Annotated in this window: 15 protein-coding genes; 4 read left to right on the plus strand and 11 right to left on the minus strand. The window is 71.1% G+C overall.

Annotated features, from left to right (window positions below):
- Window positions 1-25: 25 nt before the first annotated feature.
- The 5 genes from ASE10_RS18685 to ASE10_RS18705 all read right to left on the minus strand — a co-directional run bounded on the left by ASE10_RS18685 (window position 26) and on the right by ASE10_RS18705 (window position 3,320).
- Window positions 26-1,069, minus strand: a complete 1,044-nt coding sequence (locus ASE10_RS18685) for an NAD(P)H-dependent glycerol-3-phosphate dehydrogenase (protein ID WP_055905181.1) — start codon at window positions 1,067-1,069, stop codon at window positions 26-28.
- Window positions 1,070-1,094: 25 nt separating this feature from the next.
- Window positions 1,095-1,604, minus strand: coding sequence for a protein-export chaperone SecB (gene secB, locus ASE10_RS18690; RefSeq protein ID WP_055905184.1), 510 nt, complete (start codon window positions 1,602-1,604; stop codon window positions 1,095-1,097).
- A 183-nt stretch (window positions 1,605-1,787) separates the two neighbouring features.
- The gene (locus tag ASE10_RS18695; protein WP_162255296.1) at window positions 1,788-2,225 is read right to left on the minus strand and encodes a rhodanese-like domain-containing protein; all 438 of its coding nucleotides are present in this window, start codon (window positions 2,223-2,225) and stop codon (window positions 1,788-1,790) included.
- 145 nt (window positions 2,226-2,370) lie between these two features.
- Window positions 2,371-2,787, minus strand: coding sequence for a hypothetical protein (locus ASE10_RS18700; protein ID WP_082559768.1), 417 nt, complete (start codon window positions 2,785-2,787; stop codon window positions 2,371-2,373).
- Between the two features lie 74 nt (window positions 2,788-2,861).
- Window positions 2,862-3,320 (minus strand): YiiD C-terminal domain-containing protein, encoded by a 459-nt coding sequence (locus ASE10_RS18705; protein ID WP_055905187.1) that lies wholly within the window; start codon window positions 3,318-3,320, stop codon window positions 2,862-2,864.
- Window positions 3,321-3,385: 65 nt separating this feature from the next.
- Between ASE10_RS18705 and ASE10_RS18710 the strand changes: the two genes are divergently transcribed.
- From ASE10_RS18710 to ASE10_RS18720, 3 genes are read left to right on the plus strand one after another with little or no spacing between them, the layout of a single operon-like run.
- Entirely contained in the window at window positions 3,386-4,165 is a 780-nt protein-coding gene (locus ASE10_RS18710) for a uroporphyrinogen-III synthase (RefSeq protein WP_056306156.1), read from the plus strand.
- A 37-nt stretch (window positions 4,166-4,202) separates the two neighbouring features.
- Complete coding sequence (locus tag ASE10_RS18715) at window positions 4,203-5,228, plus strand: uroporphyrinogen-III C-methyltransferase (RefSeq protein ID WP_082586146.1); 1,026 nt, start codon at window positions 4,203-4,205, stop codon at window positions 5,226-5,228.
- A gap of 9 nt (window positions 5,229-5,237) precedes the next feature.
- The gene (locus ASE10_RS18720; protein WP_056306157.1) at window positions 5,238-6,488 is read left to right on the plus strand and encodes a heme biosynthesis HemY N-terminal domain-containing protein; all 1,251 of its coding nucleotides are present in this window, start codon (window positions 5,238-5,240) and stop codon (window positions 6,486-6,488) included.
- A gap of 40 nt (window positions 6,489-6,528) precedes the next feature.
- Here the strand turns inward: ASE10_RS18720 and ASE10_RS18725 are convergent, their stop codons facing one another.
- From ASE10_RS18725 to ASE10_RS18740, 4 genes are all read right to left on the minus strand, one after another.
- The gene (locus ASE10_RS18725; protein ID WP_056306159.1) at window positions 6,529-6,906 is read right to left on the minus strand and encodes a hypothetical protein; all 378 of its coding nucleotides are present in this window, start codon (window positions 6,904-6,906) and stop codon (window positions 6,529-6,531) included.
- A 180-nt stretch (window positions 6,907-7,086) separates the two neighbouring features.
- On the minus strand, window positions 7,087-7,647 hold the full coding sequence (locus ASE10_RS18730) for a hypothetical protein (RefSeq protein WP_055905199.1): 561 nt from the start codon (window positions 7,645-7,647) through the stop codon (window positions 7,087-7,089).
- 134 nt (window positions 7,648-7,781) lie between these two features.
- Window positions 7,782-8,288 (minus strand): O-acetyl-ADP-ribose deacetylase, encoded by a 507-nt coding sequence (locus ASE10_RS18735; RefSeq protein WP_055905202.1) that lies wholly within the window; start codon window positions 8,286-8,288, stop codon window positions 7,782-7,784.
- A gap of 148 nt (window positions 8,289-8,436) precedes the next feature.
- Window positions 8,437-9,714, minus strand: a complete 1,278-nt coding sequence (locus tag ASE10_RS18740) for an acetyl-CoA C-acetyltransferase (RefSeq protein WP_055905204.1) — start codon at window positions 9,712-9,714, stop codon at window positions 8,437-8,439.
- A gap of 140 nt (window positions 9,715-9,854) precedes the next feature.
- Between ASE10_RS18740 and ASE10_RS18745 the strand changes: the two genes are divergently transcribed.
- Complete coding sequence (locus ASE10_RS18745; RefSeq protein ID WP_055905207.1) at window positions 9,855-10,769, plus strand: hypothetical protein; 915 nt, start codon at window positions 9,855-9,857, stop codon at window positions 10,767-10,769.
- A gap of 180 nt (window positions 10,770-10,949) precedes the next feature.
- Here the strand turns inward: ASE10_RS18745 and ASE10_RS18750 are convergent, their stop codons facing one another.
- A complete protein-coding gene (locus ASE10_RS18750) occupies window positions 10,950-11,441 on the minus strand; it encodes a GNAT family N-acetyltransferase (RefSeq protein ID WP_055905210.1) in 492 nt (163 codons plus the stop codon).
- 160 nt (window positions 11,442-11,601) lie between these two features.
- Entirely contained in the window at window positions 11,602-12,171 is a 570-nt protein-coding gene (locus tag ASE10_RS18755) for a superoxide dismutase family protein (protein WP_055905213.1), read from the minus strand.
- Window positions 12,172-12,184: the final 13 nt, after the last annotated feature.

Here is a 12,184-nt window from a genome sequence, read left to right on the forward strand (position 1 = left end):
GCGCGCCGCCAAGGCGCGCGTGGCTTCAGCCGAACAGTTCGTGCGGATATTCGGGCTTCTGCTCGCGTGCGAGCAGCTGGCGCAGACCGTCGGCGGGGGTGATCGTGCCGTGCAGGACGGCCTGGACCGCGCTGGAGATCGGCAGTTCGATGCCGTGGCGCTGGGCCTGACGCATGACTTCGTCGGCGGTCTGCACCGATTCGACCACCTGGCCGATCTCGCGCACCGCCGCTTCGATGCTCTGGCCGCGGCCCAGGGCCAGGCCCAGGCGGCGATTGCGCGACAGGTCGCCGGTGCAGGTCAGCACCAGGTCGCCGAGGCCGGCCAGGCCCATCAGGGTTTCGGGTTGGCCGCCGATGGCGTGGTTGAGGCGCAGCATCTCGTTGAGGCCGCGGGTGATCAGGCCGGCGCGCGCATTGAGACCGAGCTGCATGCCGTCGGCGACGCCGGTGGCGACCGCGAGCACGTTCTTCATCGCGCCGCCGAGTTCGGCACCGAGCATGTCGTCGCCGGTGTAGGCGCGGAAGGTCGGGCCGTGCAGCACACCGGCGACGGTGCGCGCGAAAGCGGCATCGTCGGAATGCACGGTTAGCGCGGTCGGCAGGCCCTGCGCGACTTCCTTGGCGAACGAGGGGCCGGTGACCACCGCCAACGGCACCGCGTCGCCGAGCACTTCGGCGGCGACTTCGTGCAGGAAACGGCCGCTGCCGGGCTCGAAGCCCTTGGTGGCCCAGGCCACGCCCGCTTGCGCGGGACGGTGCGGCGCCAGCGCGCGCAGGGTTTCGGCGAAAGCGTGCGAAGGCACGACGACCAGCACCAGATCGGCGCCGGCCAGCGCGGCCGCCATGTCGGCGGTCGCGTGCAGCGATTCCGGCAGGGCGATGCCCGGCAGGTAACGCGGGTTTTCGTGTTGCGACTGGATCGCCGCGACGCCGTCGGCGTCGCGGCCCCACAGCACGGTCGGATGACCGTGCCGCGCGATCAGGGCAGCGAGCGCGGTGCCCCAGGAGCCCGCGCCCAACACCGCAACGCGCAGCGCGGCCTCACCGGAATTCGCGTCCGTGCCCATGCCGTGGTCCGATCGCGGGCGGCCCTCAGGCGTTGCCCGCGGTCTCCGCGTCGGCCAGACCGCCCTGCTGCGAGGCGCGCTGACGCAGGCCTTCGGCGTACAGGGCGTCGAAATTGATCGGCTGCAGGAAGAACGGCGGGAAGCCGCCGGACTGGATCAGGTCGCTGACCAGCTGGCGCGCGTACGGGTACAGCACGTTCGGGCAATGGGTGCCGAGCATGCCGTCCAGGGTGGCCTCGTCGAAACCGGCCAGGCCGAACACGCCGGCCTGCTTCACTTCGACCAGGTACATCGGCTTGTCGCCGGCGTTGCAGGTCAGGGTGATGCCCAGCACGACTTCGAACGCGGCGTCGTTGAGGCGCTGCACGCTCTGGTTGAGGTTCATCTGCAGCTGCGGCTGCGCGGTCTCGTTGAACACCGCCGGCGCGCCGGGGACTTCGAAGGAGACGTCCTTCACGTAGATCTTTTCGACCGTGAACGCCGGACCGGCGGCTTCGACCGGCGCGACGGCGCCGTTGACGTTTTCTTCGGACATCGGATGACTCCAGCGGTGTAAGTGTTTGGTGGTGCGGTCGAAACCGCGGAAAGAGGCCGATTATGGCATGCGGGTATTGCGCGTCCCGCGTTCAGGCGTGGGGGCGTTTCCGGCCCGGCGCAAGGGCCGCCGCTTACGGCGGCGGCGCTCGGCCGTGGTCAGCCGAAGCAATCGGCTGGCGGATCAGGCGCGGCCCTTGATCAGCGGCAGATCGGCGGCCTGCCAGGCCTGGACGCCGCCGTCGAGCCAATAGACCTGTTCGAAACCGGCCTTCTTCAGGCGCTTGGCGGCATCGGCCGAAGCCTGTCCGTTGCGGCAGACCATGACCACCGGCAGCGACTTGGCGCTGGCCAGCAGCTTGTTTTCGGGATCGAACTGGCTGGGCGCGACCGAACGGCTGCCGGCGATGTGGCCCTTCTCGAAATCGTTGGTCGCCGACAAGTCGACCACCAGTGCGTTCTCGCGGTTGATCAGCCCGGTCAGCTCGGCCGGGCGCAGGGCCTTGTAGCCGCGGAACAGGCGCGCGCTTTCGGTATAGACCAGCGCAATGGTGAGGCCGACCAGACCCATCGACAGGAACATGTGGCGGCTGCCGAAGGCAAGCAGTTCTTCTAGGGTCACAGGATCACGGGGACGACGGATGGGGGCGCGATTGTCGCCCACGGCGGCGGGCGGCGCAAAAAAGCCTGGTCGGGCCCGTCGCGGCGGGCGCCGGACTGGGTCGGAGTTGGGCCGGGTTCACCCGCCGTGGCGGGGCCTGCGCGGTTTACATGCCGTCCCAGAGGTCCGGCAGGCCGGAGGTCAGCCACCAGGTCTTGGCGATGTCGTCCCAGCGCCATTCCTCGCGGTAGCGGATGGTGCGCTCGGCCTGGGTGTGGCGGTTGATCACGCCGATCTCGATATCGCGCACCGCCAGGCCGCGCTCCTTGTCCAGGCTGGAGCCGACGTCGCGGTAGGAGGAGATCTGGACCTGCTTGTAGCGTTCCAGTTGCAGCGCGCTGACCGGCTGGTCCTTGCGGACCCGGGGGTCGATCAGGTTCTGGGCCTGCTCGAACTCGCCCCAGCGGATCGCGCCCGACCAGGCGTACTGGTTCTTGTCGAGCTCGTTGGTCTTCTTGCTGGCGAGGGCGCCGCCGGCGACCGCGCACAGGCACAGCAGCAGCAGGACTTTGAACAGGCGCATCGGGTGTCTCCGGCAAGGGACCGCGTCGGCCGACATGCTAGCCGGTTCCGCGGCCCGAGTTGGTGTCGGCCGCCTCAGCCGCGGGCGATGGCCACGTAGCGGGCGGTGAAGTCGGTCGCGACCCCGCCTTCGGGCAGGCGTACCCGCGCCACCAGGCCGGTGCGGGCCCGTCCGCGCTCGCGCAGCGTGCTCAGGAAGGTGTTCCAGTCGGCGTCGGTGGCCAGCTCGGCGTCGACGTCGATGTCGGCGAACAGGGGGGCGAGGTAGCGGATCTGGCTGTCGGCCACATAAACGTCGGCGTCGATGCCGGCCTGTTCCAGGCCCAGCGACACCAGTCCCCAGGAGGCCAGGGTCATCATCGAGGCCAGGCTGCCGCCGAACGCGCAACCCTTGTCGTTGACGTGCTGGCTCAGCGGCGCGTGCAGGCGCAGACGCCGGCCGTCGTAGTCGGCGACGCTGATTTGCATCGCCGCCACCGGCGGCATCGATTGGTAGTGATGACGCAGGCGTTGCAGGGCTTCTTCGAGGCTCATGGGGGATCGCGCAGGGGGAGGGAAGACGGCTGCCGCGCGTTGCGCGGCTGTGCCAAGCTGCCGGCATGCGTCCGCACACACCGCCACAACCGCCGCGATGGTACGTGATCTCGTTGCGTCCCAGCGGTGCGCATTCGGCCTTACGCCAAGCTGCGAAAAGATACGGTGGCGCATTGATTGCGCTGTCGCCGTGGCGTTTGCGCAAGCTCGACGATGAAGCGTCGCGCGCCGCATTGGAGGCCGCTCTGGCCGCGCCGTACGCGGTGTTCACCAGTCCGGCCGCGGTGCGCGCGGCGCACGCCCTGCGGCCGCTGCGCGACGACGGCCGGCGCATCTGGTTCGCGGTCGGCGCCGGCAGCGCGGCGGCGTTGCGCCGGGCCGGCATCGCGCTAGTGCGCTCGCCGCAACGGATGGACAGCGAAGGCCTGCTCGCACTGCTGTACGAGTGCGAACTCGACGGCCGCAGCGTCGGCCTGATCACCGCGCCCGGCGGCCGCGGCGCGCTGACCCCGGCGTTGCAGGCGCGCGGCGCGCGCGTGCTGCGCGCCGACGTGTACGAACGCGAACCGATCGCGCCCGCGCCGCGCGCGATCGCGCGACTGCGCGCATTGGATGCGCCCGCGCTGCTGGCGCTGTCCAGCGGCGAGGCGCTGCAACGCACGCTCGAAGTGCTGCCCGACGACGCCGCGCGTGCCCTGCGCGGCGCCACCGCGCTCGCCGCCAGCGAGCGCCTGGCCGCGTTGGCGCGCGAACTCGGCTTCGCCCAGGTCCGGGTCGCGGCCGGACCGCGCCCGCACCAGCTGCTGGCGGCCGCACCGGAGCGGCTGCTCCGACCGGGAAACTGACTTGCGGCGACGGGCCTTCCGGTAGCATGGCGGTGTCATGAGCACCTCCCCCGAACCTTCCGCCCCGGCCTCGCCCACTACCCGGCCCGAACCCGACGTGTCCTCGCCCGCCCCCGCCCCCCGCCGTTCCTCCTCCGCCTGGCTCTGGTTGTTGTTGCTGGCGCTGCTCGCCGGCGGCGGCTGGTACGCCTGGAAACAATGGCAGTTGGTCGAAGCGCGCGACCGTGCCGCGGTCGCCGACGCCGACCTGCGTCTGGACGCGCTGGACGAGCGCATCAACGCCTTGCGCAACGACCAGCGCTCGCAGAACCGCCGCCTGCAGCAGGCCGATACGACCAACCGCGTGCTGCGCGACGAACTGCACGGCATCGGCACCCGCGCGAGCCTGATCGAAGACAGCGTCTCCAAGCTCGCCGATCCCGACCGCCACGGCGCCCAGGCCCTGCGCCTGGACGAAACCGAACTGCTGCTGACCCTGGGCCAGCAACGCCTGCAGATCGGCGGCGACCTGGCCGGCGCGCGCCGCGCCTACGCGCTGGCCGGCGGCGTGCTCGACGGCATCGACGACCCGGCCTATCTCAGCCTGCGCCAGACCCTGATGCAGGAACGCGCCGCGCTCGACGCGCTCGGCATCGACCCGCGGGTGCGGGCGATGGCGCAGCTGGACGCGTTCGCGCGCGGCCTGAGCCTGGCGCCGGTGCGCGATCCGCTGGAAACCGCGCCGCGCGCGCCGTGGTGGCAACGCGCGTTCGGCAACATCGTCGACGTGCAGCCCAGCGACGGCGCGGTCGCGCTGCGTCCGGCCGATCGCGCCGCGGCGCTGGCCGGGCTGCAGCTGGAAATCTCGCTCGCGCGCGCCGCCGCCGAGCGTCGCGACGACGCCGGCTACCGCTCCGCGCTGACCCGCGCCGACGGCTGGCTGCAGCGCCTGGCGCCGGCCTCGGCCGCGCAGGCGCGTCAGCGCGAGGCCTTGAAATCGCTGGCCGCGCAGCCGCTTTCACTGTCGGTTCCGACCCTGGGCAGCACACTGCAGCAACTGCGCCAGTTGCGCACCACGCGCTGAGGAGGCCGGATGAATCTGTTCCGCAACCTGCTGTTCTGGATCGTCCTGGCCCTGGCCGGCGCGCTGGTCGCGCAACTGCTGGTGCAGGACCCGGGCTATGTCCTGGTGCGCTACGGCGGCAACGACTACACCACCAATGTCCCTAAAGCGATTCTGATGACGGTCGCGCTGCTGGCCGGTCTGTGGCTGGCCTGGAAGGTGCTGTCGCTGCCGTTCGCGGCGGTGCGCCGGCACCGCAAGAAGCAGGCGCGCGCACGTCTGATCGACGGCCTGGATGCGCTGCATCAGGGCCACTGGTCGCGTGCCGAGAAATCCCTGGCGCTGGCCGCCCGCAGCGACGACGTCGCCGCGATCGCGCACGTCGGCGCCGCCCAGGCCGCGGCCGCGCGCGGCGATAGCGGCGCGAGCGCGCAGCACCTGGATGCGCTCGGCAACGCGCACCCGACCACGCGCGCACTGGCGGCGGCCGAACTGGCGCTGGCCGAAGACCGCGCCGACGACGCCCTGAGCGCGCTCGACGCGCCCGCCGCGCAGCCGCTGCCGCCGCGCGGGCTGATCCTGCGCGCACGCGCGCTGGCCGCGCTGGGCCGCGCCGGCGAGGCCTACGGCCTGCTCGGCGCGCTGCGTCAGCAACAGGCCTATCCGGCCGAACGCCTGGGCCGGTTCGAAGCGCAGTGGGCCGAAGCCGCGCTGCGCGAAGCCGCCGATGCCAACGTCCTGGCCGACCGCTGGGAAGCGCTGCCCAAGCCGCTCAAGAGCGAGCCCGCCGCGGTCGCCGCCTACGCCGAACGCGCCGCCGCGCTGCGTTGGGAAGAAGCCGCGGCCAAGAGCCTGGAGCAGGCCCTGGACACGCGTTGGGACGAATCCCTGGCCGCGCTCTACGGGCGTCTGCCGATCGGCCGCCTCGACGCCCGCCGCGGCAACGCCGAGCGCTGGCTGTCCGCGCATCCGGCCAGCCCGGCGCTGCTGGTCACCCTGGCGCAGCTGGCCCGCGCCCAGGGCCAATGGCCGCAGGCCGAAGCCTATCTGCACCGCGCCCTGGCCCAGGGCGCCAACAGCGACGCCTGGGAGGAACTCGGCCACGGCTTCGCCGAGGCCGGCGACGACGCGCGCGCGCGCCTGAGCTACGCCAACGCCCTGCGCGCCGCGCGCGGCGAAGCCGCCAGCGAACTGCCGGGCCGCGATCTGCGGCAGAAGATCTTCGACGAGGCCGTGGTCGAGGAACGCGACGAACACGGCATGCCGCGCTTGCGCGGCTGACGACGATCGCGCCGCACCGACGCGGCGCGATCGCCCGACCTCAGTCGCGCCAGTACTCGGCGACCGCGGTGAAGGTACGGCTGATGCCGGTGCTGTTGTTGGTCACCACCACGCTGACGGTCTTGTCGCGGTTCGCGCGAACCTGGGCGATGCAGAACTTGTTGCTGGCCGAGCAACCGGTGACCGACCACTGATAGGTGTAGCTCACCCCTGCATCCTGGCCGAACACTTCGAACACCGCGCTGGTCGTGGCGGGCCCGTTGAACCAGTACGAGGCGCAAGCGTCCTCGGTGTACTGATCGAACGCGGGCGTATCGACGTAGCAGGCGATCTTGAGGTCCTCCGCCTGCGCCTGCGCCGCCCATCCGGACATCGCCAGGAAGCCGAGCAGCGCGAGCGCCTTGGTTGCATTTGCCATCGAAAACTCCTTTTCAGTGACGTTGCGGGTATGCCCATCCGGGCATGCGCAGCCTAAGGCCGCGCGCGCGACGCAAACGCAGGCGGCAGTCGCAGTTCGTCGCAGGGCTTGGTCCGCCACGCGGGCGCGGCGTAGGTTTCGATCGCGGACCGGATCGCGGCGCAGCGGCCGCGTCGGGCTTCAGCGGCCGCCGATGTACGTCGGCAGGGTCGCCAGGAACTCGCTGCCGCAACCCTTGAAGCGGGTGTAGACCGGGCCGATGTGGCTGGGCACCAGGATCCGCGCCATCGCCACGCCGCCAATCAAGGCACCCAAGAGTGCGATCACGCCCACACCGATCAACCAGCCTTGCTCGCTGCCGGCGCCGTAGAACATCAAGCCCAGGCCCGCGAACACGCCGCCCCAGGCCAGGCCCAGACCGATCCGGCGGCGCTGGATGTGGCGCTCGCACAAGCCGGCGCTGACGCGCGTGTTCTTGCGCACCGCCACCGCCACCAGCAGATAGATCAGCAGGTTCAACAGGATCAGCAGGTACCACGCCGGGTTGTGCCAGTAATAGCGGCGGTGCTTGATCGGCGTCGCCGCCGGCGCATTGCACTTGATGCAGCGCTCCGGCAGCCTGCACTCCGCACGCACCACCAGCATCGCGCCGTCGCGCCAGCAATCGCCCTCCAGCTCGACCCGGGTCGGCGCGACATACAGCGGCGCCTTGGGCGCCTGATACGGATTGAACGCGGTCATCGGATCCCCTGTGCCTGTCGATGCGCGGCGCCGCCCTGCAAGGCCCTCGCCGGCGGGCGCTGCTTCCGCATCCGCCGTCCCCACGGCGGCGCGCGGCGCCTATGGGCAGGATACGGGCCCGCGCCTCGCGTTGACTAGCGCGATGCGAGGGTTCGGCGATACACCGCCAGGTCGGCGGCGGAATAGCAGCAGAAGATCACCCGCGGCGCCTGCGCCATCGTCGCCAGCATCTCGCGCACGGTCGCCATCGCGAGCTCGCTCGCAGCCTCGATCGGATAACCGTAGATGCCGGTGCTGATCGCCGGGAACGCGATCGACGCCAGCGCATGCTGCCCGGCCAGTGCCAGGGCGTTGCGGTAGCAGGCGGCCAGGGTGTCGGCCTCGCCGTGGCCGCCGCCGCGCCAGACCGGGCCGACGGTGTGGATCACGTAGCGCGCCGGCAGTCGGTAGCCGCGGGTGAGCTTGGCCTCGCCCGGGCGGCAACCGCCGAGCAAGCGGCACTCGGCGACCAGCTCGGGGCCGGCGGCGCGGTGGATCGCGCCGTCGACACCGCCGCCGCCGAGCAGCGAGCTGTTGGCGGCGTTGACGATGGCGTCGACCTCGAGGGTGACGATGTTGGCCTGGACGGCGTCGAGGTTCATGCCGATGCGGACATGTTGGGTCTGCGCGTCAGCTTGCCGGATAGCACTGTGGGAGCGGCGTGAGTCGCGATGGCGGCGGGCACCGATCGCGGCTTACGCCGCTCCCACAGGAGGTTGGATGCGTGGTCGGGAAGCTCAGCGCTACCAGTCAGCGTTCCAGGATCGCCACCACGCCCATGCCGCCGGCGGTGCAGATCGAGATCAGGCAGCGGCCGCCGCCGCGTTGCTTCAGTTCCTTGGCGGCGGTGGCGACGATGCGCGCGCCGGTCGCGGCGAACGGGTGACCGGCCGCCAGCGAAGAACCGTTGGGATTGATCTTGGCCGGATCGATCCGGCCCAGCGGCGCGTCCAGGCCGAGGCGGTTCTTGCAGTATTCCTCGCTCTCCCAGGCCCGCAGCGTGCACAGCACCTGCGCGGCGAAGGCTTCGTGGATCTCGTAGAAATCGAAATCCTGCAGCGTCAGGCCGTTGCGCTTGAGCATCTCCGGCACCGCCACGGTCGGCGCCATCAGCAGGCCCTCGCCGTGGACGAAATCGACCGCCGCCACCTGCGCGTCGCGCAGGTAGCACAGCACCTCGTGGTTATGCGCTTGCGCCCATTCTTCCGAGGCCAGCAGGCAGGCCGCGGCGCCGTCGGTGAGCGGCGTGGAGTTGGCCGCGGTCAGGGTGCCGCGGCCGGAGGTCTTGTCGAACGCCGGCTTCAGCGTCGCCAGCTTTTCCAGGGTGCTGTCGGCGCGCAGGACGTTGTCGCGCGAGACGCCGCGGAAGCTGACCACCAGGTCCTCGAAGAAACCGCGCTCGTAGGCCGCGGCCAGCTTCTGGTGCGAAGACAGCGCCCACTCGTCCTGCGAGTCGCGCGAGATGTTCCACTCCTTGGCCATGTCTTCGCAGTGGTCGCCCATGCTCTTGCCGGTGCGCGGCTCGGCCACGCCGGGGAACTCGGGCTTGAGTTCGCGGAAATGGAAGCCCTTGAACGCGGCCAGCTTGTCCTTGGTGGTCTTGGCGCGCGCGGCCTCCAGCAGACGGCGGCGCAGGCGCTTGCCGTACACGATCGGCACGTCGGAGGTGGTGTCCGAGCCGCCGCCGATGCCGACCTCGATCTGGCCGGCGGCGATCTTGTTGCCGATCGCGACGATCGAATCCAGCGAGGTGCCGCAGGCGCGCTGCAGGGTGATGCCCGGAGTCAGCGGCGACAGACCCGAGGACAGCGCGGCTTCGCGGCCGAGGTTCCAGTCGCTGCTGTGCTTGATCACCGCACCCATCGCGACCTCGCCCAACTGCTGTCCGTGCAGGCCGAACTTCTCGACCAGGGCGCCGAGGGTCCGTACCGACATGCCGAGGTTGCCGACATCCGCGTAGGCGGTGTTCTGGCGGCAGAACGGAATGCGAACGCCACCGAGCACGGCGACGGGACGGGCAGGACGCATCGGATTACCTCGGCTGGACGGGACGGCAGGGAAGGGCGGACGGAGCGGGTGAAACGGCCCGCAACATCATCGCGGGCATAATGGCGCAGTGTAGCGCCGCCTCCGCGCGCAACCAAACGCCAGCGTATCCAAGCCCGACCATGACCTCAGACGCCAGCCACCGCCAAGCGCCTCCCGCCCCGCTGCACGTGCTCGGCGCCCTGGCGCTGGAGCTGCGAGGCGACGCCGCCGTGGCCCGCAACGCCCTGCCCCAGGCCCAGATCGGGCCGCTGGCCGACCTGATCGCGCGCGATCTGGCCGGGTTCGCGCCCGAGGCCGCGGCGTTGGAACTGGTCGTGGTGGGCGCCCATTACGACCCGGTCGAGGTCCTGCGCCCGGGCTGGCCCCTGCACCACGAACTCGACCAGCTGGCCGCGCGCGCCCCGGGCCGACGCGAATCCGAAGGCCGCATCGTCGCCTTCGGCGCCCACGAAGACCGCCTGCCGGGCACCCTGCCGCCCTCGCCCGACTTCGTCGGCGGCCCGCTGCGGCTGGTGCCGTTCCTGCTCGGCGGCGACCCGGACATCGCCGCGCGCGTAGGCGACGCCTTCGAAAGCACCCTGCTCGAACGCGGCATGGCCGGCGCCGACACCGCCTTGGCCGCGCAGGAGGCGTTCGGCCTGCAGGTCGAACACGCGCGCTACCTGACCGTGCACGACCTGGCCGCGATGATGGCCATGCAGTACGAGCACGCCGGCCTGGCGCCGCTGTGGCCGATCCTGGAAACCGCGCTGCTGCAGCCCGACGGCGAGGAATGGCTGGACGCGCCGCCCGAGCCGCTGATCCATTACGCCGACGGCGAAGCCCGCATCGCCCTGTTCTCGCCGCCGGCCTGGCATGCGCGCTACGCGCCCGAAGCGCCCTGCGACAGCGACGACGGCCGCGCCCAGCTCAATCGCCGCTACCAGCACTTCGAAGCGCGCCTGCGCCAATTCGCCGCGGTGCTGGGCGCGCATGGCGTGCCGGCGACCTTCGTGCATTGCGACGACGGCGCGAACGCGCGCGAGCAACTCTGACCGCAGCCCCCGCTGTGGGGTAGGAGCGGCATAAGCCGCGACCGGGATGTCTTCGAGACCGGGTTGCGCGCCGCCGCGCAGTTGCCGATCGCGGCTTACGCCGCTCCCACATAAGAGTGGTTGCTGCGCTGCATTGCGTGGAAACGCGCACGCCAGGATTCCCCACGCTCGCTCGCCGCTTCAGCCCTTGGCGAACTCGGTCTCGAAGATCGCATAGCCCGCGTCGTCCATATCCAAGGCGCGATAGGTGCTTTGCGCAGTGGTGTTGGCACGTTCCACGTACAACCGCAGCCCGATCACGCCCGGCGTGGCCTGCGCCAACGCGGCGACGTGGCCGTGCATGGCCTGATAAACGCCTTGGCGGCGGTGCTCGGGCGCGACGTACACGCTCTGGATCCACCACCAGTCGCCGTTGCGCCAGTCGCTCCACTCGTGGGTGAACATCAGCGTGCCGGCGGCGACCGCGATGGTTTCGCGGCCGGCGACCTCGACCTCGCGCATCGCCACGAAGTAACGCGCCTTGGCCGCATCGGCCAGGCCGGCCTCGACGCCGGCGCGCACGGTGTCGGGATCGAGCCGCTTTTGCTCGGTTTCCCAGGCCATCGCGATCATCCAGTCGGCGATCAGGTCGCGGTCGGTGGGCTCGGCATCGCGGATACGCATGCGGGTCATGGCGGCAAGTCGGCTCGTGGGTGACGCACAGGATAGCCGCGGCCGGCGCTGTGGCGCAGCCATCGCAGCCTGCGTTCGCAGCGCGATCCACGCTGGGATGCGTCGTACATCGTGCAGCGGCGCGCAAGCCATGCGCGCCGCCGCGGCGTCGGTCGGGAACTCAGTGCGAAACCGAAATCACGCCGCAGGCCACGCGCGCACCGGCATTGCCGGCCGGCTGGCTGACGTAGTCGTCGGGCGCGGCGTGCACCACCACCGCACGTCCGGCGACGTCGTTGCCGGCGCCGCCGCCCAGGGTCACCGCACGCGCATGCACGTCGACCTTGGCCACGCCGTCGGCGTCGGCGACCAGGTTGTTCATGTCGCCGCCGTGGTGGGCGCCGCTGTCGACCTTGCCGTGCGGGCTCATGCCAGGATTGAAATGGCCGCCGGCGCTGCTGGCGTCGACCGCGCTGCAATCGCCTTTCTCGTGGATATGGATCGCGTGCACGCTGTTGGGCGCGAAGCCGCCGATCACGCCGGTCAGGCGCACGCCGTCGGCGGTCGGCACGATCGTGACCTTGCCGCTGACCAGACTGCCCGAGGCCGAGGCCAGGATCGCCTGGCCGGACTGCGCGGTGGACACCGGCTTGGGCGCCGGCGGCGCCGCGGTCTTCTTCGGCGCCGAGCCGCAGGCGGTCAGGGCCACGGCGGTCATGGCGATCAGGACGGTGCGGGCGGCGATGTTCATGGCGGCTCCAGGT

The organism is Lysobacter sp. Root76 (genome assembly GCF_001428685.1).
Taxonomy (GTDB): Bacteria; Pseudomonadota; Gammaproteobacteria; order Xanthomonadales; family Xanthomonadaceae; genus Lysobacter.

Coding starts and splice junctions, on each gene's coding strand:
- ASE10_RS18685 (WP_055905181.1), bottom strand. CDS start 1,069: ATGGGCACGGACGCGAATTCCGGTGAGGCCGCGCTGCGCGTTGCGGTG.
- secB (WP_055905184.1), bottom strand. CDS start 1,604: ATGTCCGAAGAAAACGTCAACGGCGCCGTCGCGCCGGTCGAAGCCGCC.
- ASE10_RS18700 (WP_082559768.1), bottom strand. CDS start 2,787: ATGCGCCTGTTCAAAGTCCTGCTGCTGCTGTGCCTGTGCGCGGTCGCC.
- ASE10_RS18705 (WP_055905187.1), bottom strand. CDS start 3,320: ATGAGCCTCGAAGAAGCCCTGCAACGCCTGCGTCATCACTACCAATCG.
- ASE10_RS18710 (WP_056306156.1), top strand. CDS start 3,386: ATGCGTCCGCACACACCGCCACAACCGCCGCGATGGTACGTGATCTCG.
- ASE10_RS18715 (WP_082586146.1), top strand. CDS start 4,203: ATGAGCACCTCCCCCGAACCTTCCGCCCCGGCCTCGCCCACTACCCGG.
- ASE10_RS18720 (WP_056306157.1), top strand. CDS start 5,238: ATGAATCTGTTCCGCAACCTGCTGTTCTGGATCGTCCTGGCCCTGGCC.
- ASE10_RS18725 (WP_056306159.1), bottom strand. CDS start 6,906: ATGGCAAATGCAACCAAGGCGCTCGCGCTGCTCGGCTTCCTGGCGATG.
- ASE10_RS18730 (WP_055905199.1), bottom strand. CDS start 7,647: ATGACCGCGTTCAATCCGTATCAGGCGCCCAAGGCGCCGCTGTATGTC.
- ASE10_RS18735 (WP_055905202.1), bottom strand. CDS start 8,288: ATGAACCTCGACGCCGTCCAGGCCAACATCGTCACCCTCGAGGTCGAC.
- ASE10_RS18740 (WP_055905204.1), bottom strand. CDS start 9,714: ATGCGTCCTGCCCGTCCCGTCGCCGTGCTCGGTGGCGTTCGCATTCCG.
- ASE10_RS18745 (WP_055905207.1), top strand. CDS start 9,855: ATGACCTCAGACGCCAGCCACCGCCAAGCGCCTCCCGCCCCGCTGCAC.
- ASE10_RS18750 (WP_055905210.1), bottom strand. CDS start 11,441: ATGACCCGCATGCGTATCCGCGATGCCGAGCCCACCGACCGCGACCTG.
- ASE10_RS18755 (WP_055905213.1), bottom strand. CDS start 12,171: ATGAACATCGCCGCCCGCACCGTCCTGATCGCCATGACCGCCGTGGCC.